General features: G+C 60.4%; 22 protein-coding genes, 1 tRNA gene and 1 pseudogene. 13 read left to right on the forward strand and 11 right to left on the reverse strand.

The genetic code is table 11. The features are described 5' to 3' along the window. Positions 1-5 precede the first annotated feature (5 nt). Genes ACIQAL_RS07720 through ACIQAL_RS07735 form a run of 4 tightly spaced genes read right to left on the reverse strand, consistent with a single transcriptional unit; the run spans position 6 to position 3576 of the window. Positions 6-1529, reverse strand: a complete 1524-nt coding sequence (locus ACIQAL_RS07720) for an ArnT family glycosyltransferase (protein ID WP_401144181.1) — start codon at positions 1527-1529, stop codon at positions 6-8. A 3-nt stretch (positions 1530-1532) separates the two neighbouring features. Continuing rightward, the gene (locus ACIQAL_RS07725) at positions 1533-1826 is read right to left on the reverse strand and encodes a lipid-A-disaccharide synthase N-terminal domain-containing protein (RefSeq protein WP_401144183.1); all 294 of its coding nucleotides are present in this window, start codon (positions 1824-1826) and stop codon (positions 1533-1535) included. A 1-nt stretch (position 1827) separates the two neighbouring features. Next, positions 1828-2571: a glycosyltransferase family 2 protein gene (locus tag ACIQAL_RS07730; RefSeq protein ID WP_401144185.1), complete on the reverse strand. Its 744-nt coding sequence runs from the start codon at positions 2569-2571 to the stop codon at positions 1828-1830. Positions 2572-2604: 33 nt separating this feature from the next. Then, positions 2605-3576, reverse strand: a complete 972-nt coding sequence (locus ACIQAL_RS07735; protein WP_401144187.1) for an NAD-dependent epimerase — start codon at positions 3574-3576, stop codon at positions 2605-2607. Positions 3577-4136: 560 nt separating this feature from the next. Between ACIQAL_RS07735 and ACIQAL_RS07740 the strand changes: the two are divergent. Both ACIQAL_RS07740 and ACIQAL_RS07745 read left to right on the forward strand, forming a co-directional pair. Further along, positions 4137-5075 (forward strand): annotated as a pseudogene (locus ACIQAL_RS07740) (cache domain-containing protein); the annotation flags it as partial. A gap of 129 nt (positions 5076-5204) precedes the next feature. After that, entirely contained in the window at positions 5205-5933 is a 729-nt protein-coding gene (locus ACIQAL_RS07745; RefSeq protein ID WP_401144544.1) for a methyl-accepting chemotaxis protein, read from the forward strand. Between the two features lie 209 nt (positions 5934-6142). Here the strand turns inward: ACIQAL_RS07745 and ACIQAL_RS07750 are convergent, their stop codons facing one another. Beyond that, complete coding sequence (locus tag ACIQAL_RS07750) at positions 6143-6703, reverse strand: cysteine hydrolase family protein (protein WP_401144189.1); 561 nt, start codon at positions 6701-6703, stop codon at positions 6143-6145. 13 nt (positions 6704-6716) lie between these two features. Then, positions 6717-7640, reverse strand: coding sequence for a LysR substrate-binding domain-containing protein (locus ACIQAL_RS07755; protein ID WP_401144546.1), 924 nt, complete (start codon positions 7638-7640; stop codon positions 6717-6719). A gap of 120 nt (positions 7641-7760) precedes the next feature. Here ACIQAL_RS07755 and ACIQAL_RS07760 point away from each other — a divergent pair, with 120 nt between their 5' ends. Next, positions 7761-8510: a 3-oxoacyl-ACP reductase family protein gene (locus tag ACIQAL_RS07760; RefSeq protein ID WP_341963740.1), complete on the forward strand. Its 750-nt coding sequence runs from the start codon at positions 7761-7763 to the stop codon at positions 8508-8510. 164 nt (positions 8511-8674) lie between these two features. Further along, positions 8675-8764: transfer RNA gene (locus ACIQAL_RS07765), tRNA-Ser, on the forward strand. 76 nt (positions 8765-8840) lie between these two features. Here the strand turns inward: ACIQAL_RS07765 and ACIQAL_RS07770 are convergent. Together ACIQAL_RS07770 and ACIQAL_RS07775 are read right to left on the reverse strand one after the other, a co-directional pair. After that, the gene (locus ACIQAL_RS07770) at positions 8841-9125 is read right to left on the reverse strand and encodes a HigA family addiction module antitoxin (RefSeq protein ID WP_401144191.1); all 285 of its coding nucleotides are present in this window, start codon (positions 9123-9125) and stop codon (positions 8841-8843) included. A gap of 13 nt (positions 9126-9138) precedes the next feature. Then, positions 9139-9417, reverse strand: a complete 279-nt coding sequence (locus ACIQAL_RS07775; protein ID WP_401144547.1) for a type II toxin-antitoxin system RelE/ParE family toxin — start codon at positions 9415-9417, stop codon at positions 9139-9141. A gap of 117 nt (positions 9418-9534) precedes the next feature. On the opposite strand from ACIQAL_RS07775, the gene pseH reads away from it, so the two are divergent. The 9 genes from pseH to ACIQAL_RS07820 all read left to right on the forward strand — a co-directional run bounded on the left by pseH (position 9535) and on the right by ACIQAL_RS07820 (position 17111). Further along, complete coding sequence (gene pseH, locus ACIQAL_RS07780; RefSeq protein WP_401144193.1) at positions 9535-10092, forward strand: UDP-4-amino-4,6-dideoxy-N-acetyl-beta-L-altrosamine N-acetyltransferase; 558 nt, start codon at positions 9535-9537, stop codon at positions 10090-10092. 248 nt (positions 10093-10340) lie between these two features. After that, positions 10341-10820: a helix-turn-helix domain-containing protein gene (locus ACIQAL_RS07785; protein WP_401144195.1), complete on the forward strand. Its 480-nt coding sequence runs from the start codon at positions 10341-10343 to the stop codon at positions 10818-10820. Positions 10821-10888: 68 nt separating this feature from the next. Further along, positions 10889-11320 carry a DUF4124 domain-containing protein gene (locus ACIQAL_RS07790; protein WP_401144196.1) on the forward strand — a complete coding sequence of 144 codons (432 nt, stop codon included), beginning with the start codon at positions 10889-10891 and terminating at the stop codon, positions 11318-11320. Between the two features lie 298 nt (positions 11321-11618). Then, entirely contained in the window at positions 11619-12026 is a 408-nt protein-coding gene (locus tag ACIQAL_RS07795) for a YybH family protein (protein WP_401144198.1), read from the forward strand. A 158-nt stretch (positions 12027-12184) separates the two neighbouring features. Next, positions 12185-13687 (forward strand): purine-cytosine permease family protein, encoded by a 1503-nt coding sequence (locus ACIQAL_RS07800; RefSeq protein WP_401144200.1) that lies wholly within the window; start codon positions 12185-12187, stop codon positions 13685-13687. Positions 13688-13859: 172 nt separating this feature from the next. Then, the gene (locus tag ACIQAL_RS07805) at positions 13860-14153 is read left to right on the forward strand and encodes a DUF6388 family protein (RefSeq protein WP_401144201.1); all 294 of its coding nucleotides are present in this window, start codon (positions 13860-13862) and stop codon (positions 14151-14153) included. 142 nt (positions 14154-14295) lie between these two features. Continuing rightward, positions 14296-14985, forward strand: coding sequence for a crotonase/enoyl-CoA hydratase family protein (locus ACIQAL_RS07810; protein ID WP_401144202.1), 690 nt, complete (start codon positions 14296-14298; stop codon positions 14983-14985). A 303-nt stretch (positions 14986-15288) separates the two neighbouring features. After that, complete coding sequence (locus ACIQAL_RS07815) at positions 15289-16047, forward strand: 1-acylglycerol-3-phosphate O-acyltransferase (protein ID WP_401144204.1); 759 nt, start codon at positions 15289-15291, stop codon at positions 16045-16047. Between the two features lie 92 nt (positions 16048-16139). Continuing rightward, positions 16140-17111 (forward strand): magnesium and cobalt transport protein CorA, encoded by a 972-nt coding sequence (locus ACIQAL_RS07820; protein ID WP_166594968.1) that lies wholly within the window; start codon positions 16140-16142, stop codon positions 17109-17111. Between the two features lie 56 nt (positions 17112-17167). Here ACIQAL_RS07820 and ACIQAL_RS07825 read toward each other — a convergent pair whose 3' ends face one another. The 3 genes from ACIQAL_RS07825 to ACIQAL_RS07835 form a co-directional block, all read right to left on the reverse strand. Next, positions 17168-17908 (reverse strand): amidotransferase, encoded by a 741-nt coding sequence (locus tag ACIQAL_RS07825; RefSeq protein ID WP_401144205.1) that lies wholly within the window; start codon positions 17906-17908, stop codon positions 17168-17170. 134 nt (positions 17909-18042) lie between these two features. Further along, positions 18043-20184, reverse strand: a complete 2142-nt coding sequence (locus ACIQAL_RS07830; RefSeq protein WP_401144207.1) for a 3-hydroxyacyl-CoA dehydrogenase NAD-binding domain-containing protein — start codon at positions 20182-20184, stop codon at positions 18043-18045. 196 nt (positions 20185-20380) lie between these two features. Beyond that, on the reverse strand, positions 20381-21586 hold the full coding sequence (locus ACIQAL_RS07835) for an acetyl-CoA C-acetyltransferase (protein WP_401144209.1): 1206 nt from the start codon (positions 21584-21586) through the stop codon (positions 20381-20383). Positions 21587-21946 lie beyond the last annotated feature (360 nt).

Here is a 21946-nt window from a genome sequence, read left to right on the forward strand (position 1 = left end):
CGGCGTTAAAGGGGCTTTTGCCAGGTGAAGCTGTAAGCCTTGTCGGGGAGCGCCGTCTGGCACTGGCCGTTGTCGGCATCGGCCCCGACCAGAAACCATTCGGCGCGGGACGTATCGCCCACGCTGCGGGCCTTCTGCGGGTCGTAGCAGCGCGACATATCCTGCGCAGGCACCAGCGCGAAAGCCTTCGGATGACTGCGCAGCCACACCGCCGAATGCTCCAGCGGTTGCGTGTCTTTGAAGCCGAAGTGCACCAGCGGCTGCCGGGCGAAGACCCAATGCCCCTCGCGCCAATCCACCAGCACAAGATCAGCGTGCTGCGTTGCCGCCGCCACATCGCGCATCATGGTTTCGTGAGGATTGATGCCTTCGAGGCGAGGCTCGACAAAGCCGCGCACGCACCACGCGCAGAGCCACAGCACGGTCAGCGAGACGAACACTGTTCGGCCTTTGGGCCGCTTGCTGAACCAGCGGCGCAGCATCCACGGGATCAACGGCGCGCTGACCAGCACCAGCGCGGGCACCGCCGGAAAGATGTACAGCTTGCGCTTGCCGGTGCTGATGCTGAAAAACACCAGCACCAGCACGACCCAACCCAGCAACACCAGCACTCGACCGTCGTGTCGCAGCAGCTGCTTGCGCCACGCGGGCACCAGCCACGGCAGCATGAACAGGATCGGAATCCAGTATTTGGGAATGACCTGAACGAAGAAATACCAGAACGGCTCGCGATGATCCCAGGCGTTGGCGTAGCGACTCGCTGTCTGCTTGAAGAGAATTTCCTGCGCGTAGGCCACGCTGTCGGCGCTGCCTTGCGCGACGATCACCAACAGCGGCAGCAGCCACACGGCGATGGCCGCCAGAGCGACCAGCAACCCCAGCCACCATTTTTTCGTGCTGCCGGAGGGCATTGCGACCACCCCGCTCCACCCCTTGCGCGCCGCGTAGGCATACGGAATCAGCATCAACGCGGGCAGAAAGCCCACCCCCTTGCTGATGATTCCGAACCCCATTGCCGCACAGGCGAGGTAATACCAGCGCCAGTCCGGCCCGAGCAGCAGGTGGCGACATAGTCCGTAAATGCCGAGCACCGTCCACAAGGCGAGAAAGCCATCGATCTGCCCGGTCTGCAGAATGCTGTAACTCTGATAGGTGCAGAGAAACAGCAGCGCCGAAATCACCCCGACACGCCGCCCCCACAGGCGCCGCCCCAAGTCATACAGGCAACCGGTGGTCACCGCTCCCGCGATCAGCGCGGGCAGGTACAACGCCACTTTTGGCAATTGGGTGAGCTGCACAAACAACGCCACCGTCCACATGAACAGCGGCGGTTTGTCCGCGTAGATTTCCCCCGCGCGATGGGGAATGAACCAGGAGCCGTTCTGCAGCATCTCCAGCGCGACGCCGAGAAAACGCTCTTCATCGACGTTCAGCGGTTGGCGCCAGCCGAGTCCGGCGCCCAACAGCAATACCGACAACACGACAAAAAACCACAACTCCAGGCGAGGGTTCGCCAATCGAATCCGCACGGCTCAATCCTTCTGTTCGACGACGCCCTCGGGCTGCTCTTTGAATTTGGCGATCAACTGCAGGTTGCGCAGGTACACGATGAAACCGAAGGACTGGCCGACGATGAACACCGGGTCCTGCCGATAGATGGCGTACGCCAAAAGAAGTGCGCTGCCGATGATGCTCAGGTACCAGAAGCCCACTGGAATCACGCTGCGTTTCTTGTACTCGCTGTACAGCCACTGCAGGACGAAACGCCCGGTAAACGCCAGCTGGCCGATGAAACCCACCGCCAGCCACAACGATTCTCTGCCCATGTCAGACTTCGCTTTCCCGTGCGTTGACGTCCAGTCGGGTGCGGCGGATCAGCCACCACACACCGAACAGGTCGAGGATGCCCACCAAAGCGCGGTCCAGGTTGCCGTAGTTGGACACCCCTGCCCCACGCTCGCGGTGATTGACCGGGTGCACCAGCATCCGGCCGTTATGGCGGCGGATCAGCGCCGGAATGAAGCGATGCATGTGGTCGAAATACGGCAGACGCAGAAACGCCTCGCGCTCGATCAGTTTGATACCGCAGCCGGTGTCGGGGGTCTGGTCCTTGAGCAGGCTGCTGCGCAACTTGTTGGCAAAGCGCGAGGCCCAACGCTTGCTCGCGGTGTCCTGTCGATTGACCCGATGCCCGGCCACCAGCTTCACGCCGTCCGACTTACCTTCTGAGCCGCGCACCAACGCGAGCATGCCGGGCAAGTCCGCCGGGTCGTTCTGCCCGTCGCCATCCAGCGTCGCCAGCCACAGACCCCGCGCCGCTTCCGCCGCGTGATACACCGAGGTGCTCTGCCCCAGCGAGCGGGTGTGGCTGAGCACGCGCAACTGGCTGTAGCCACCTTCTTGCAGGCTGCGCAGCTGGGCCGCTGTGGCGTCGGTGCTGCCGTCGTCGACGACGATCACTTCGAATGCTTCGTCCGCAAACGCGGCGCGCACTTCTTCGAGCAGGGGAATGAGGTTGCCTGCTTCGTTCTTGGCAGGAATCAGAACCGACACATAGGGGCGTTCGTGCATGACATTCCTTGCAAAAGACAAAAGAGAGAACGGTTAAACCCGGTAATAGCTGCAGTACCAATCGACGAACGACGGCACACCGGTGGACACCGTGACCTGCGGCCGGAAACCGACCCGCTCTTCCAGCTCGCGGGTGTCAGCCCAAGTGTTGAGCACGTCTCCCGACTGCAACGGCAGAAAGTGCTTGATGGCTCGCGTGTTCAGCGCGTCTTCGATGCATTCGATGAAATCCAGCAGCTTCACCGGGGAGCCGAAGCCGATGTTGTAGACCTTGTTCGGCGCACCGTTTGCGGCCTCGGGCGGCAGTGGAATCAAGCGCACAAGGGCTTCGACGATGTCGTCGATGTGGGTGAAATCCCGGGACATGGCACCGTCGTTGTAGACCTCGATGGGACGGCGCTTGAGGATCGCGTCGGTGAACTTGAACAGCGCCATGTCTGGCCTTCCCCACGGGCCGTATACGGTGAAAAAGCGCAGCCCCGTAGTAGGAATGCCATAGAGGTGCGCGTAGGAATGCGCCATCAACTCGTTGGCGCGTTTGGTCGCGGCATAGAAGGAAATGGGCTGATCCACCGCGTCGCGAGTGGCATAAGGCAGCTTCTGGTTGAGCCCATAGACCGAGCTGCTGGAGGCATAAATCAGATGGGCCGGCGTGTGAGCCCGGCAGGCTTCCAACACGTTGAGAAACCCCACCAGATTGCTTTGCGCGTAGGTGTCGGGGCTGTCGATGGAGTAACGCACGCCCGCTTGAGCGGCGAGGTGAATGACCCGGTCGAAACGCTGCTCAGCGAATAGGTCCAGCAGACCTTGCTTGTCCGTCAAGTCCAGCTTCTGAAACTGGAAGTTGCCGTGAGGGGCCAACTGCGCCAGCCGCGCCTGTTTCAGCTCGACGCTGTAATAGCTGTTGAGGTTGTCGATCCCCACCACCTGATGACCGTCACGGCACAGACGCTTTGCCGTGTGATAGCCGATGAAACCTGCGGCCCCGGTGATCAGTATTTTCATGCGCTCACGTCCATGGCTCTGCGGGAATGACATGTTTTTTCAGTTGCAGAGGCTTATATCAATCGCGAATGACCGTTTTGTGTGTGGCAGATGACGGAACGACGACGGCGTGAGCAGGCCGGCGAACATCGGCGTCAGCCGAATGGCAGGGCGAGCGTTTACCGCACGCTTCTCGCGCACAAAGCGTGAGCTCGACTTATTTTTGTTCCAAAAATACTCATATTTTGTGCACAACTTATCTTTGAAATCCTTTTGAAACAAAACGTCAGACGGATCACGACCTTTGAATCAGAGGGTTACGGACGTGTATGGCCTTCATAATCTGACCACTTGATCAGTTTCATGGCCCATTTATTGCTCCGCCGCACCCACCAGCACTGTTCCATCGTGGTTGTGCGCGCGTATTTGTGGAGTTTTCCATGCCTGTCTGGCGAAAGAGTATTCAGTGGCAATTGACCCTGAGCATGGGGGCCGCGCTGGTGATCAGCAGCCTGATCGTGATTGGCATCTACGCCTTTGCCCTGAACAGGCTGACCGATCGTTATCTACTGCAACAGGCCATGCCCGCCAGCGTCGATGCCATCCGCAACGACCTCGAACGGCTGTTGGCGGCGCCTCTTACGGCGGCCAGCGACATCGGCGACAACACGCTGGTCTCGGACTGGCTCGGCAATGGCGAAGATCCTGCGCAACAGGCGGCCTTCATCCGCTACCTGGCGAAGATCAAGGAACAGCACAACGCGCTGACCACCTTCATCGTCGCCAAGGACAGCGGCCACTACATCACCAACAAAGGCGCTGACCGCACCCTGCAACGCGGCCCGGCGGACAACGACTGGTTCTACGGTTTCCTCGACAGCAACAAGCGTCGCTCGCTGGACATCGATATCGATGCCACGACCAAGGTGCCAACGCTGTTCATTAACCAGCGCATCGAGCACAGCGGCACCGTGGTCGGCGTGGCGGGCCTGGGTTTCAGCATGAGTGCGCTGTCGCAAATGGTCCGTGATTTCCACTTCGGCAAAGAGGGTCAGGTGTACCTGGTCAGCCCCGACGGCAAGATCAAGGTGCACCCGAATGCTGATTTCAACGACCGCGAATCGCTGACGCAACTGGTGGGCGATGCGGCTTCCCGCACCCTGCTCAGCCAAAGCGGCAAGGGCCAGGCGCTGGAGTTCGAACGCAACGGCGAGCCTTACGTGGCGGTGGCCAAACCCGTGGACTCTCTCGGCTGGACGCTGGTGAGCGAAGTACCGCTGGCCGAAGTCTATGGCCCGGCGAAAGACGCGTTGACGACGATTTCAGCGATCAGCCTCGCAGTGGTGCTGTGCTTCCTCGGTTTTGTCGCCTGGATTGCGCGGGGCATCGTCCGGCCGATTCAGCAAGTGACGAACGCGCTGGTGGACATCGGCGGCGGCCAGGGTGATCTGACTCGGCGTCTCGACGACAGCCGCGCCAACGAACTGGGCGATCTGGCCCGGGGCTTCAACCGTTTCATCGAAAGCCTGCGCCTGCTGATCGGCGACGTGCTGCAGACGACCGAGCAGGTGCGGCACAGCGTGGTGGACGTGGCGCGGGTGGTCGACAGCACCTCGACCCGCGCGCTCAAGCAGCAACAGATGACGGACATGGTCGCCACCGCCGTTCACGAAATGGGCCTGACCGTGCAGGAAATCGCCCGCAACGCCGGCGCCGCTGCTGATGTGTCGCGTAATACCCATCAGGAAGCGGTGTCGGCCAAACGCGTGGTCGGCGAGTCCATCAGCCACATTCAAAGCATGTCCAACGGCGTGGGCACGGCGGCGGGTGCGGTAGAGAATCTGGCCACCCAGATCTCGACCATCGATCAGGTGTTGAGCGTGATTCGCAGCATTTCCGAACAGACCAACCTGCTGGCCTTGAACGCGGCCATCGAAGCGGCTCGCGCGGGGGAAATGGGCCGTGGTTTTGCCGTGGTTGCTGATGAAGTCCGGACGCTGGCGGGTCGCACCCAGAGCGCCACCACGGAAATTCAGCAGATGATGGGCGAGCTGAAAACCGGCGCCGATCAGGCCGTGACGTCGATGCGTGCCGGTCAGGCCGCCACAGGCACCGGCGTTGAAGCCAGTCGTCGTACCGGTCATTCGCTGGACGCCATCGCCGGACACGTCGAAGAACTCACCGACCGCAACCATCAGGTCGCGGCGGCCACGGAAGAACAAAGCACCGTGACCGAAGAGATCAACCGCAACGTGCAGGGCATCGCCGACCTGGCGCAATCCACCGTCAGCGATGTGAAGACCTGCCGCGAGGACTGCCAGAAGTTGTCGCAGAAGGCCGAACATCTCGCCGCGCAGATGGCGCGATTCAAGCTATAGAGGAGTCACACACCTTTCATTGCCGGAACGCTAAACCTGTAGGAGCGAATTCATTCGCGAAAAATCTGCCCGGCGACATTGATGTGTCAGATGTACCGCCGCCTCGCGAATGATTTCGCTCCTACAGAGGTTCGCTGTATACATGTACCCCTGTGGCAGCACGGCTAGCTGACGGTGACGTCCGAAAAATCGCCAGCAAAGTCGTGCGGCTACAGGAGCCCCCGCAGAATGTCCTCGGTCCCCACCACCTGCGCATATTCCCCGTGCAGGTTCCCCAGCGACATGCCGTGAATATCTTCGGCACTACGCGCCTTGCCAAAAAAATCCGCGCCATCGAACGTGTAACAGGCGTCATGAGGGACGATCACCTCAAACCCCAGATTGCCTCCCGTGCGGGCCGTGGACTCCACCGAGTTGTTGGTCACCACCCCCACGATCACCACCTGATTGATCCCGTCCGCTCGCAACCAGCCCTCCAGCGCTGAATGGCAGAACGCGTCCGGCACCTGCTTATGCAGCTCCCCTTCCCCGTCCCAGGGCAGAAACTCGGGCTGGAATTCCACCCCGGACTGCTGGGGCCAGAACACCGAATCCGGTGAACGGGAAAAATGCCGGACATGAATCACCGTGCGCCCGCTGTCGCGCCACGCGGCGAGCAACGCCAGCATCTGTTGCTCGGCCTCGGGGTTGTTGCGTCGCCCCAGTTTCGGGTGATTGATGCCTTGTTGCATGTCGATGATGACCAACGCGGCCTTGCGGGAAATATCCATCGTGTTCTCTCAATCAAATGGCGCTGAAATGCCGCGCCCACTGCTGTCCGGCAAACTGCTCGATGATGAAATCGACAAAGGCCCGGGTCTTACCGGGCAGCAACTTGTGCTCACTGTAATAAATGCAGACGTGACCGTCCTCGACGTACCAATCGGGCAACACCCGCCGCAACGTGCCACTGTGCAGATACGGCACCGCGAAGGGCATGCTCACCAGCGCCACGCCGAGGCCCTGCCCGGCCGCCAGACAGGCTGCTTCCGAATCGCTCATGGTCATGCGCAGTTTGAGGCGCAACGAGGTCTGCTCCTGATTGCGATGAGTGAGCGGCCAGGAGCGGATGCGACCCGTTTGGGGTGAACGAATCAGAATGCCGTCGCACTCGCTCAACTCATCGGGATGACGCAGGTTCGGGTGAGCCTCAAGCCACTCCGGCGAGGCCACCAGCACACGGTGAGCGGGTGCAAGCTTGCGTGCGACGACGCCTTGGGGCAGGTCGAACCCACCGCCGATGGCCGCATCAAAACCCTGACCGATCAGATCCACTTGCCGGTTATCGAAATGCCAGTCGGGGGTGATCGCCGGATAGCGCCGCAAAAACTCGCCCAACAGCGGCACCACGTACAAGCACCCGAAAATCGTCCCGACGCTGACCTTCAACGTGCCCGCCGGACTGCCCTCGGCACTGGCCAGATTGGCCACGGCGTTCTGGATCGTGTTGAAGCTGGTGCGCACCTCGCCGAGAAATCGTTGCCCCGCTTCCGTCAAAGTCAGCCGACGCGTACTACGCTGGAACAGCCGCACGCCCAGCCGCGTCTCCAGCTTGGCGACGCTCTTGCCCACCGCGGCAGGCGTCAGGCTCAGACGGCGCGCGGCCTCGGCAAAGCTGCCGACCTCGGCACTGCGGACGAAGCATTCGATACTGCTGAAGTTTTCCATCGCACTCATTCACAACTTCTGGTTTACACAGACTATCGCGATTACCCGCTACCGAGAACCTAATCCACGCAGGATACTGACGCCCATCCACTCACTACTTACTGGTTACAGGAGATCGACATGACTCACCCAACCAACCTCACCGGCAAAACAGCACTGGTTCAAGGCGGCTCCCGCGGCATCGGCGCAGCCATCGTCAAACGTCTGGTCGAACAAGGTGCAGCGGTTGCCTTCACCTTCGTCAGTTCCGAAGACAAAGCCCGCGCCCTGCAAGACAGCATCACCGCCAGCGGCGGCAAAGCCCTGGCGATCAAGGCGGACAGCGCCAGCGAACAGGACATCCGCGACGCCGTCGCCAAAACCGTTGAAACCTTCGGCGGCCTGGACATCCTGGTCAACAACGCGGGCGTCCTCGCCATCGCCCCGCTGGAAGACTTCAAGCTGGAAGACTTCGACCGCACCCTCGCCATCAACGTGCGCAGCGTGTTCATCGCCACTCAGGCAGCCGCCGTGCATATGAAGGAAGGCGGTCGCATCATCAATATCGGCAGCACCAACGCCGACCGCATGCCCTTCGCCGGTGGCGGCGTCTACGCCATGAGCAAATCCGCCCTTGTCGGCCTGACCAAAGGTCTGGCCCGCGACCTCGGCCCACGCGGCATCACCGTCAACAACGTACAGCCCGGCCCGGTCGACACCGACATGAACCCGGCCAACAGCGACTTCGCCGAAACCCTGCTGGGCCTCATGGCCGTGCCGCGCTACGGCAAATCCGAAGAAATCGCCGCCATGGTTGCTTACCTGGCAGGCCCTGAAGCGGGCTACGTTACCGGCGCCAGCCTCACCATCGACGGCGGCTTTGGCGCCTGATCCCCCCGTCGCGCCCCGCAACAACAGGCCCCGGCTCTGAAAAGACGCCGGGGCTTCGCGCTTTTCTGCTTAACCGCATGAAAAATCTGAAAAAAAGCTTTGCCTTCGAAAGAGACTTCGAATACATTAGCGCGCCTCGACAGACTGAACGTCTGAAGAGATACGGTGAAGTGTCCGAGTGGCTTAAGGAGCACGCCTGGAAAGTGTGTATACAGGAAACTGTATCGAGAGTTCGAATCTCTCCTTCACCGCCACATTCGCAACAACACGAAGCCCCTGAATTCTTTCAAGAATTGCAGGGGCTTCGTGGTTTTTTTCGTTTGAAAGTCGTTAAGCGACCGCGAGACGAGTAATGTGCGGCATCTCGCGCTGCTGTGCTTGCCAAAGGTCGTACGCCGCCTGCTCGGCCAAGTAGGCTTTGGCACTGCCGAGCCCCGCCATTTCCAGACGCCAGGCCAGATCCGCTGACAAGGCCGCTCGGCAGTTAAGTACCGTCGACAACTGCCCACGCGAGTATCCAAGGTGCGCAGCCAACGCGGTGATGGTCAGACCGAGCGCAGGCAGCACGTCTTCACGAAGGCCTTCTCCCGGATGGGGAGGGTTGAACAGGGTCATTTCCATTCTCCTTTCAGTGGTAATCGAGGTAATCGACCAACTCGACGTCGTTGCCATCAAACCGGTAGATCACCCGCCAGTTACCCGAAACGCTTACTGACCAATAGCCCGATAGCTCGCCTTTGAGGGGATGAAGTCTATTGCCAGGACGGTCCATGTCACTTGGAACGGTGGCCACATCCAGCAAAGCGAGCAAACGCCTGAGTCGGGAAACATGATCTGCCATGACGCCACGAGCATTGCCAGTTTTGTAGAGGGCCTTCAGGCCTTTATGTCGGAAGCTTTTGATCATGGCGCGAGTGTAAGGCACAACCTTACACCCGGCGAAAACAAAGCGTAAGCCCTTCCCTTACAAAATGTATCTGGGCGATCATCCGCCTTGAATTCTCTGCCACACGGAAGTCTCCCCATGCACTTCACCCCCCTGATCGAATCCGCTCCCGCCATTCAATCCGCCGTGCGGCTGCTCCGGAATCAGGAAGACGTGCGCAGGTTCATGTACACCTCCCACGAAATCACTCAATCGGAACATGACGACTGGCTCGCATCGTTGGTGGGAAACGCTCGGCAGTCGGTGTTTGTGGCGATGCTCGACGGGGCGGTGGCGGGGGTGGTGTCGTTGAGTGCGATCAATGCCGCGCAGAAGACGGCGGATTGGGCGTTTTATCTGGATGCGCGTTTGCAGGGCAAGGGGCTGGGGAGTCAGGTGGAGTTCTGGATGCTCGATCATGCCTTTAATGCAGCGGGGCTTGAGAAGCTGAATTGCGAGGTGCTGGCGAGCAATCCGGCGGTGATCAAGATGCATCAGAAGTTCGGGTTTCAGATCGAGGGCGTGCGTCGACAAAACATCATCAAGGAGGGTCAGCGCCTTGATGTCGTGTTGCTGGGTATCACCAAAGCCGAATGGCAAGCGCGGCGCCCGGCCATCGAGCCATTGATCACGAGGCTGACGCATTCGAACGGATGAGTCGTACATCCGACCAGAAGGTTTCTGGCCGGGTTTTGGCTACGCCGTTCACTAACTTCTCGCAGAACATCGGAAAGCGTTTCATCCCGCCTTTCGAGGCGCTAATGTCTATGCGTCGTGACCTCTGTTCGGAGGGAAACGATCACGTACGAGGCTAGTTTTGCGTCAGATCACCCAGCCCGTATTCCAGCCCCCATTGCGCGGCCATCAGAACGAAAAAAGGACGCGGATTTCGCAGGAGTAGGTTGATGAACGGTATTGGCAAACGCCTGAAACAGGAACGAAAACGCTTGAAGCTCACCCAGAGCGCCTTGGGCGCCATCGGTGGCGTCGAAGCGAATGCTCAAGGTCATTATGAAAGTGGGCAGCGTTTGCCCCGGGCCGATTATCTGTTTCGTATCGCGGCGGCTGGCGTCGACATCAGCCGTGTCGTCACCGGCATCGATTCGAACAACCGGATGGAGGTGCCGATGCTGCCTTCCCTCGGTCGGCCTGATGACGATCACGACAGCGCCGAAAGTGTAGTGAGGATTATCGGACAGTTGCGACAAAGCTTGTGGGTGACGGCCAATGCGCTGTGTGAGGTCACGCGCCTGGTGGACACCAAGGAGCAGCCCAGCAATGCCGACCACGTCGAGGATCATCTGCGGGTGTTGCAGGGCGATGCCGATATGTTCGTTGCGCTGGCACTGGCCAAGGTGCAGAAAGCCAGTCACGAAACCCACTGACACCTGTCGCCGCCCGCTGACAGCCCCTCTTTCCGGTGGTAGCCTTGCGCCACACAGGGAGGGCTTCAATGAAAGGGTTGTTATTCGCGCTGACGGGCATTGCACTGGTTCTCACTGAAGCGGCCAGCGCCGATGTGTTCAAGTGCGTCGCGCGGGACGGCAAGATCAGCTTTGCTTCGACCCCCTGTCCGGATTACGTGGGTGAGGCGATGCCGCAGCGTCCCGGCCAGTCGCGCCTGTCCAGCGATTGGGAGGAGCGGGATTTCCCTGATCGGCTGAATAAAAACGCCACCGAAATTCTGCAGGTCAGTCGACGCAGCCGGATCATCATCACCAACGAAAAAGAAATTTCCGATCACATGCAGGCCATCCGCCCACCTCCTCCGGGTGTGCCCTCTCGCTGTGTCGCACCGATTTACAACAGCGCGTGTTTCGACCCGTCGGGGGGCAGGGTTCGCCAGCCGGTGAAAGGCAGCCTGTTTCAGTCCGGCGCGAAATAGCCTTCGCGGCCGTCGCACAGCTCCGGCTGCTCCCACAGGGTTGGTGGCGTTAGTAAATCATCGACCTGGCTCGATCCCGTGGGAGACGCCGGAGGTTACGACGGCAGCGAAAGGGGTGAGTGGTTGGTCGAGAAGCCAGAGGCCACTCCGCAGCCCACAGCGAACCGGCGCACATAAAGGTCAAACGAGCATTACTTCCGAATTTCCTGAACTAAGTATTTATCGGCAACGATGTTACCGAATGTAAGAGCTGCTTAAAGTCGTGCCCCATCGCCAGAATCACAAAAACGAGCCGGCCATGACCTCCACCCCGCACCTCGAAGAACACGTTCAGCACGCCGCAGCCGCCCTGGTTGCCGCCTTCGCCAGCAACGACACCGACGCCTATTTCGACGCCTTTAGCGAAGACGCGACCTTTTTCTTCTACACCCTCCCCGCCCCGCTGCTGTCCCGCGCCGCCTATCGCGAAGTGTGGGCGGGCTGGCAGGCGGATGGCTTTGCGGTGCTCGATTGCCACTCCAGCAACGCACACATCAGCCTTCAGGGTGACGTGGCGATTTTCATGCACGACGTGGCGACCCGCGTGCGTTTCGGCGCAGAAGAAAGCCAGTTCCAGGAGCGTGAAACCATCGTCTTCCGGCACGACGGTCGCCGTTGGTTGTGCTGTCACGAACACCTGTCGGCGCAGCCCGATCACACCGCGTAGCCGCGCCCGTTCATTTATAAGAATCAAAACGTTTACGCACTTTCGGTCGGGATACCGACCACTGCCAATGCCACGGCCGCGAGACATCCGGTCGAAAAAGTACGGGCCGCATGCACATGCCGGCCTCATAACAACACGACAGCGCGCAGGAATCCGTCATGTCACATTCCACAACCAGCATCGAAACCTTTGGTGTCGAACAAATTCCGGACGCTCAACGCGATGCATCACCGATCGATCTGTTTCGCCTGACCTTCGGCGGCGCGAACACCTTTGCCACGGCGGTGCTGGGCAGTTTCCCGGTGCTGTTCGGGTTGTCCTTCCAGGCCGGTGTCTGGTCGATCCTTCTCGGCATCGTGCTGGGCTCGATCATCCTAGCGCCGATGGGGCTGTTCGGCGCGCTGAACGGCACCAACAACGCGGTGTCTTCGGGCGCCCACTTCGGCGTTCACGGGCGGATTGTCGGCTCGTTCCTCTCGTTGCTGACGGCCGTGGCGTTCTTTTCGCTGTCGGTGTGGAGTTCGGGCGATGCGCTGATCGGCGGCGCCAAGCGCATGGTCGGCCTGCCGGAAAACGACCTGACCCTGGCCGTCGCCTACGGCGTGTTCGCGGTGCTGGTGTTGGTGGTGTGCATCTACGGCTTCCGCTTCATGCTGTGGGTCAACAAGATCGCGGTGTTCGCGTCGAGCCTGCTGTTCCTGCTGGGCATCTTCGCGTTTAGCGGCAGCTTCGACGCGGGTTTTGCGGGCACGGTGAATCAGGGCAGCGAAGGTTTCTGGGCGGCGTTTATCGGCGCGGCATTGCTGGCGATGAGCAACCCGGTGTCCTTCGGCGCGTTTCTGGGTGACTGGTCGCGCTACATCCCACGGCACACGTCGAAAAAACGCATCATGGCGTCGGTGTTTCTGGCACAGGTCTGCACCCTGATTCCGTTCCTGTTCGGCCTGTGCACCGCGACCATCGTCGCGACCCAAGCGCCGCAGTACATCACTGACAACAACTATGTGGGCGGGCTGCTGGCCGTGTCGCCGAGCTGGTTCTTCCTGCCCGTGTGCCTGATCGCGATCATCGGCGGCATGTCCACCGGCACCACCTCGCTGTATGGCACGGGTCTGGACATGTCGAGCATGTTTCCGCGTCTGCTGAACCGCGCTCAGGCGACGATTCTGATCGGTATCGCAGCCATTGCCTTCATCTTCATCGGCCGTTTCGCCTTCAACCTGGTGCAGAGCGTGTCGACCTTCGCGGTGCTGATCGTCACCTGCACCTCGCCGTGGATCGTGATCATGGTGTTGGGGCTGATCATCCGTCGTGGCTTCTACCACCCGGCGGACCTCCAAGTGTTCACCCGTGGCCAAAGTGGCGGTCATTATTGGTTCGAACACGGCTGGAACTGGCGCGGTCTGGGCGCCTGGATTCCGAGCGCGGTGGTGGGCCTGTGCTTCGTGAACCTGCCGGGGCAGTTCGTGGGACCTTTGGGTAATCTGGCAGGCGGTATCGACATCAGCCTGCCGATCACCCTGGGCCTGGCGGCGCTGCTGTACATCACGTTGGTGCGCACCTTCCCGGAACCGGTGGGCGTGTACGGCGACCACGGCCCGCACCCGCTGCTGGGCAGCAACGCCCACCGCAACGTGAAGAAGCCGATGGCCATCGGTTAAGCGACCCTCCGCTGTTAAAGAAAGGGCTCGCCAATCAGCGGGCCCTTTTCGTTTTCAGCACGACCGGTGGCGCATCTACGGGTGGCACCCGCGACCGACATCCCGCACAATCGGTTTTCACGTCAGTGACCTACAAAAAACGACAGCTCGCTCTATTGGAGAAATTCTTCGCATGAACGCAAATGACTGGACCGAAGCTGCCCTGGCAAAGTACATCGTGACCAACCCGACCCTTCAGGCCGAGATCGCAAACCTTTCCGCGAAAGACCAGCAAGATCAGATTCGCTGGGCCTTCGAAGATGAAGCAGAGGCCCAAGGCATCGAGACATGGGAACTGGCGTTGACTTTCATCGCTGAAACACCCGAGCAACTCAAGTCGATGCGACTTGAAGCCCATAAAGAAGCCGCTGAAACCCTCGGCATCGACTGGGAAGAATACCGCGCCGCAAACGCCATTCCTGAGTAAACCCCGTCCCACTCCCTCGGGCCGCACCTTTCTGCCCTCCACGCGGCCCGAAACCCTGACTTGCCAGTCACCCTTAGCGCTTTACCTTGCCCCATTGGGTGAGTAACGTCTGCGCCATCTCACAACAATAAGGACTCGTGCCATGAGTGATTTGGTCGCCTATCAACTGGACGACGGCGTCGCCACGCTCACCCTGAGCAACGGCAAGGTCAACGCCATCAGCGGCGATGTGGTCGCTGCTTTCAATGCCGCCCTGGATCAAGCCGAGAAAGACCGCGCCGTGGTGATCATCACCGGGCAGCCGGGCATTCTGTCTGGCGGCTATGACCTGAAAATCATGACCTCCAGCCCCGAAGCCGCGATGGACCTGGTCGCCGCTGGCTCGACGCTGGCCCGCCGCATGTTGTCGCACCCCTTCCCTATCGTGATTGCCTGCGGCGGGCATGCGGTGGCCAAAGGCGCGTTTCTGCTGCTGTCGGCGGACTATCGCATTGGCGTCGAAGGCCCGTTCAGCATCGGCCTGAACGAAGTGCAGATCGGCATGACCATGCACCACGCGGGCATCGAACTGGCCCGTGATCGCCTGAGCAACAGCGCGTTTGGCCGCTCGGTGATCAACGGTGAAATGTTCGCCCCCCACGACGCGCTTCAGGCCGGTTTTCTGGACAAGGTCGTGGCGCCCGAAGAGCTCGTCGACACCGCACGCACCGTGGCCTTGCAGCTGAAGAAGATCAACATGAAGGCGCACAAGCAGACCAAACTGAAGGTGCGCAAGGCGTTTCTGGACACGCTGGACAAGGCTATCGAGCTGGATCGACAGCATCAGTTTTAAGGGCGCCTGAGCGGCATCGAGAGTGTGACGAGCAGCCCGGTGCCCTCTCTGTAGGAGCGAATTCATTCGCGAAAAAGGGTTCAGACGATGAAGATGCGTCGTTTGTACCGACGCTTCGCGAATGAATTCGCTCCTACAGGGGCGACCATGTTTATTCAGCGGCATCGCGGAGACCTGGGCTGCCTCGTTTCTTTCTCTGAAACATCCGCTTAAATTCGCCGAATACCACCTGTCTGTCTGGCATTTGCCGATTCAAGTGCACATCCGTACACTGCGCCACCTTTTGTTACGAGAGTGGTTCGCATGCTGTTCGTCCTGCGTATGTTGCTGATGGGTGTGCATTTCGTCATCGCCGGTGCGTTGGGTCTGGCACTGGGCATCTGCCGTCCGTTCAACCCCGACAACAGCCGCCTGTGCGCCCGCCTCTACGCACTGCCGGCGATGTGGATTCTGCGCCTGCGCCTCAAGGCCCAGATGGGCGCGCATTTCGATCGCTCTCGCCCATGCGTGATCGTCGCCAATCATCAGTCGAACTACGACCTGTTTATCCTCGGCAACATCGTGCCGCCACGCACTGTCTGCATCGGCAAGAAAAGCCTGAAATGGGTGCCGTTTTTCGGCCAATTGTTCTGGCTGGCTGGCAATGTGCTGATCGACCGTGGCAACCCCCTGCGAGCGCGGCTTTCCATTCGCAAGACCACCGAGGCGTTGCAACACCAGGACACGTCGATCTGGGTCTTCCCCGAGGGCACCCGCAATCAGGGCAAAGGTTTGCTGCCGTTCAAACGCGGCGCGTTCCAGATGGCCATCGACGCCGGTGTGCCCATCGTGCCTGTGTGTGTCAGCACCTACGTCCGGGACATGCGCCTGAACCAGTGGGACAGCGGCCAAGTGATGATTCGCTCGCTGCCCGCATTGTCCACCACCGGCCTGACCAGCGATGACATCCCGGAGCTGATCGCCCTGTGCCACAGCCAGATGCAAGCCTGCATCGAGCAAATGGACAACCCGCAGCGCACCCACGAGGCACTTGCCCAAACCGACGCTGAACAACTCACCTAAAACCCTCGAACTCGTCGAAGTTGGCCGACTCTGACAGGAGAGAGCACGCTAAGCTGCGTGTGATGTCCTCCTAGAAGAAGAAGCCAACCATCATGGGTCGAGTCGTTGCTGCCGCGGTTTACAGCGCCGGGAAAAAAGTCACTAACATCACCCTCGACGAAGGGGCTGCCTGGGCCGCAAAGCCCGGGCATTTCGTCTGGATCGGCCTGGAGCAGCCCAACGCTCAAGAGCTGGCCACGCTACAAAAGCAATTCTGTCTGCATGAACTGGCCATCGAGGATGCGCTGGAAGTCCATAGCCGCCCCAAGCTGGAGACCTTCGGCGACGCGCTGTTCATCGTGACATACGCGCCAATCCGCGAGAACGGCAAGCTGATCTTCATCGAAACCCACATCTTCGCGGGTAAGGGCTACATCATCACCTCGCGCAATGGCGATTCGAAGTCCTACGGCCTGGTGCGCCAACGTTGCGAGGCGCGGCCGCTGTTGCTGGAGCACGGCGAAGATTTCGTGCTCTATGCCCTGCTCGATTTCGTGACTGAAAACTATCAGCCGGTCACGGAGGCTATTCATTGCGAGCTTGAGGAACTGGAACACAGCGTGCTCAGCACAGAGCTCAACGAAGCCGACATTCACCGCATCCACGCCTTGCGACGGGATCTGCTGCGCCTCCGGCGTTACGTAGCGCCAATGGTCGAGATCGGGGAAGAGTTGCAGAAGCTGAGCTTCCCCTTTATCGACAAGAACATGCGCCCGTATTTCCGTGACGTGGAAATTCATGTGAAACGGCAGATGGAGGATTTGGCCAACCTGCGGGACATCGCCAGCCAGACCATTGAAATCGGCCTGTTGCTGGAGTCATCGCGGCAAAGCCTGACCCAACGCAAATTCGCCGCGTGGGCTGCGATCCTGGCGTTCCCGACCGCGATTGCCGGGATTTACGGGATGAACTTCCAGAACATGCCGGAGCTGAGCTGGCATTACGGCTATTTCGCGGTGTTGGGGGTGATAGTGGGCGGGTGCGGGATTCTGTTTGCGAGCTTCAAGCGCTCGGGCTGGTTGTGAAGCAGCGGGCGAGCTACAAGCGGCAAGTTCTCAGCGCTTGTAGCTCGTCGCTGTTGTCAGCTTGCCGCGGGTTGCTTCCCGTTGACTGGCTTGTTGGCCACAAACCGCATCATCCACTCCGCCACGGTCGTGCCGTGGTGGTCTTCTTCCAGGCTGGCAACGCCTTTGCTGTACACCTGTTGGCCCAACGCATCCTGACGAATATCGAGCAGGGTGCGCGAATACGCGTGGATGAACTCGGGGTGCCCCTGGAAGCACAGCACCTGATCGTTGATGTGGTACGCCGCGAACTGGCAGAACGGGCTTGAAGCGATGACCGTCGCGCCTTCGGGCAATGCCGTGACCTGATCCTGGTGGCTGATCAGCAGGGTCAGTTTGTCCATCGCCGGAGTCATCCACGGCGTGGCGGGCGCCAGGTCGTAATGGTGAATGCCCACGCCCCAACCCTGGGTCGCACGCTCGGTCTTGCCGCCCAGCAGCAGGGCCAATAATTGATGGCCGAAGCACACGCCCAGCAGCTTGTCGCCGCGCTTGTAGCGCTCCAACAGGTAAGTTTTGAGGGTTTGAATCCAAGGGTCGGTGCCGAAGGAATCAGCCTTGGAGCCGGTGATCAGGTACGCGTCGAAATGCTCGTCATCTGACGGGTAATTGCCGTGCATCACGTTGTAGACGACGAATTCGGCGGGGATCGGCTGGCGCGAGAACAGGGATTCGAACATCCGCCCATAACCTGTGTATTGATCGACCAGTTCCGGGCGAAGAACGTCGGTTTCGAGAATGCAGATGCGTAACGACATGAAAAATACCTGAAGCGACAAGGCGAAAATGCACACGCCCAAGCCTGCCTTGAAGGCTGGGGCAAGGCAAGGGCCACTGTGCCGTCATTTGACCTGAGTCTGAACGGTTGCTGTACAGGGCATCGTCGCGGCGATCAGAACGTTTGGCCATTGAGCGCCTTGTCCAGCAACAGCGCGGGCGGCTCAAAACGCTCGCCGTAGTGCTCTGCCAGATATTGCGCGCGGGCGACGAAGTCCTTGAGCCCGTACTGATTGATGAACTGCAACGCGCCGCCCGTCCACGCCGGAAAACCGATGCCGAAGATCGAGCCGATGTTGGCGTCGGTGGTCGAGCGCAACACGCCCTCCTCCACACAGCGCACGGTCTCAATGGCCTGAATGAACAGCAGCCGGTCGCGAATTTCCTGTCCCGCGATCTGCGCGTCGGGCTTTTCGAAGCGGGCCTTGAGTTCAAGCCACAGGCGTTTAGGCGCGCCTTCGGGGTAATCGTAGAAACCGCCCCCCGCCGCTTTGCCCGCGCGCTTGTATTCGTTCAGCAACAAGTCGATGACCGCCGTGGCCGGGTGCTCTGCCGGTGTTTCGCCTTGCTCCGCCAGATCCTTCCGCGCCTGCTGACGGATGTGGCTCATGAGGCTGAGGGACACTTCGTCAGACACCGCCAATGGCCCGACCGGCATCCCGGCCTTGCGCGCTTCGGTTTCGATCATCACCGCCGAAATGCCTTCACCGAGCATGGCGATGCCTTCATTGGTAAAGGTCGCGAACACGCGGGAGGTGAAGAAGCCACGGGCGTCGTTGACCACGATGGGCGTCTTGTTGATCTGCTGCACGAAATCAAACGCACGGGCCAGGGTCATGTCGTTGGTGCGGGCACCCTTGATGATTTCCACCAGGCGCATCTTGTCCACGGGGCTGAAGAAGTGCATGCCGACGAACCGCTCCTGCCGACTGACCGCCGTGGCCAGCCCGGTGATCGGCAGCGTCGAAGTGTTGGAAGCGATCACCGCGTACGGCACCACCACTTGCTCGGCGGCAGCGCTGACCTGGGCCTTGAGTTCACGGTCTTCAAACACCGCTTCGATGATCAGGTCGCAGCCTTCAAGATCGCTGTCCCGACCCGTGGTCTTGATCCGGCCCAGCACGGCATCGCGCTGTTCGGGCTTGATCCGGCCGTTGGCGACCTGCTTGTCCAGCAACCTGACGGAGTAGTCCTTGCCCTTTTGCGCGGTGGCGAGGTTGACGTCTTTGAGCACCACGTCGACCCCGGCCAGCGCGGTCACATATGCGATGCCGCCGCCCATCATCCCGGCACCAAGAATCCCGACCTTGCGCATGTGGTACACGGGAGGTGCCTTGGGCCGCGACTCACCGGCATTGAGTTCATTGAGCTGAAACCAGGTGCCGATCATGTTCTTGGCGATCTGGCCGGTGGTCAGCTCCGTGAAATAGCGGGCCTCGATCTTCTCGGCGGTGGCGAAATCCACCTGCGCGCCTTCGACGGCGGCGGCGAGGATCTTCTCGGGCGCGGGGTAAAGACCCTGGGTTTTGCTGCGCAGCATGGACGGGGCAATCGCCAGCATCTGCGCCACTTTTGGATTCGAAGGCGTGCCGCCGGGAATCTGAAACCCTGGCTGATCCCACGCTTTGCTCGGCGACGGGTTGGCCAGAATCCACTCGCGCGCCTTGGCCAGCAGGTCCTCGGCATCGTGGGCCAACTGACCGATCAACCCCGCCTTGAGCGCTTGTTGTGGGTTGAGGATTCGACCTTCCATGAGCAGCGGCAACGCCTTTTCCAGCCCCAGCATCCGCACCAGCCGCACCGTGCCGCCGCCACCGGGCAGCAAGCCGAGGGTGACTTCCGGCAAGCCGAGGCGCACGTGTCTTTCGTCCAGCGCGATGCGATGGTGGCACGCGAGGCACAGTTCCCATCCCCCGCCCAGCGCCGCGCCATTGATCGCGGCGACCACGGGTTTGCCGAGGGTTTCCAGAGCGCGGAGCTGCGCCTTGAGGTCCAGCGTCATCTGGTAGAACCACGGAGCGCGAGCTTTATCCACCTGCACCAGTTCGTTGAGATCGCCCCCGGCAAAGAAGGTTTTTTTCGCCGAGCGGATGATCACGCCGACGAGGCTGCCTTTGTCGACCTGCAAACGAGCCAGTGTTTCACCCATCGCCTGGCGATAGGTCTCGTTCATGGTGTTGGCCTGCTGGCCGGGCATGTCGAGCGTCAGCGTCACGATCTGATCGGGGCCGAGGTCGTAGTGGATGGCGTCAGTCATGCGGTCTTCTTCCTGAAGCTGTTTTTATATAAAAGGTGTGCAGCGTCTGGGTCTTCATCTGTGGAATACAGCCTCTGTGGGAGCGAATTCATTCGCGAAAATCGCACGGGCGACAGAGGTGCATCGTTCGCACCGCCCCTTTCGCGAATAAATTCGCTCCCACAGGTTCAGCATTCACACGCCATGATGCCCTGTATCACACCCGCTCGATAATCGTCGCAATCCCCATGCCACCCCCCACGCACAGGGTCGCCAGCCCGTACCGCAGCTGGCGCGCTTCGAGTTCGTCGAGCAAGGTGCCGAGGAGGATGCAGCCAGTGGCGCCGAGGGGGTGACCCAGTGCAATCGAGCCGCCGTTGACGTTGACCTTGTCCGGGTCCACGTTCATGTCCTTGATGAATTTCAGCACCACCGAGGCGAAGGCTTCGTTCACTTCGAACAGGTCGATGTCCTCAATCTTGAACCCCGCTCGCGCCAATGCCTTGTGTGTCGCCGGCCCGGGCCCGGTGAGCATGATGGTCGGGTCAGTGCTGGTCACCGCCGTCGCGACGATCCGCGCCCGAGGCCGCAACCCCAGTTCCTGACCCTTTTGCTGCGACCCCACCAGCATCAACGCCGCACCATCGACGATCCCCGAGCTGTTGCCCGGCGTGTGCACGTGGTGGATGCGTTCGACATGGCTGTAGACCCGCAGCGCCGTTGCGTCGTACCCCATCTGGCCGATGGCTTCGAAACTGGGCTTGAGTTTGCCCAAGCCTTCCAGCGTCGAGTCGCCGCGAATGAACTCGTCATGGTCAAGCAGCAAGAGGCCGTTCTGATCGCGAACAGGCACCAGTGATCGGCGAAACGCTCCCCGTTCAAGGGCGGCTGCGGCTTTTTGTTGGGAGTGCAGCGCGAACCGGTCCACATCCTCACGACTGAAGCCTTCAATCGCCGCGATGAGGTCCGCGCCAATGCCTTGAGGGGTGAACTGGGTGTGCAGGTTGGTGAGCGGGTCCAGCACCCAGGCGCCGCCGTCGCTGCCCATCGGCACGCGGGACATGGACTCCACGCCGCCGACCACCACCAGGTCCTCAAATCCGGATCGAATTTTCATCGCCCCCAGATTCACCGCTTCGAGGCCCGAGGCACAGAACCGGTTGACCTGCACGCCCGCCACAGTGACGGCCCAGTCGGCGACCAGCGCCGCCGTCTTGGCAATGTCGGCGCCCTGATCGCCAATCGGCGTCACGCAACCCAGCACGATGTCGTCGACCTGAGCGGTGTCCAGATGCGTGCGCAGTTGCAGCTCCCTCATCAACCCCGCCAGCAAATCCACTGGCTTGACGCTGTACAGCGACCCGTCGGGCTTGCCTTTGCCACGGGGTGTGCGCAGCGCATCGAAAATAAACGCTTCGGTCATTGTGTCCCTCGCTGCCCTGCTGGAAATTTTTGTTCTGCTGACACCATAACCGTCACACAGATATGTTCAATGATGGAACTGCTCAGTTCACTTGACTGTGATCAAGACTAGCTCGTTGTGGGAAGTTTCGGACTCGGACGAACGGTAGTCAGCTATCGGAGTTCCCGTGATTTCGGCCGATGCGTCTAGCAAGGGAGTGTTTCATGCTAGCAAATCGCCTTATCACTATTATTCCTAACCAAATCGCATTATTCATATCGAACCATTCTAAGCGGCATGGCACGTGGGCTCTAAGGTTAAGTCTGTAGCAGAGGCGCAATTAAAAAAGTTACGTATAGCGCCCTCGTCGCCGATCACTTG

The organism is Pseudomonas sp. NPDC088368, assembly GCF_044753445.1.
Taxonomy (GTDB): domain Bacteria; phylum Pseudomonadota; class Gammaproteobacteria; order Pseudomonadales; family Pseudomonadaceae; genus Aquipseudomonas; species Aquipseudomonas bambusae.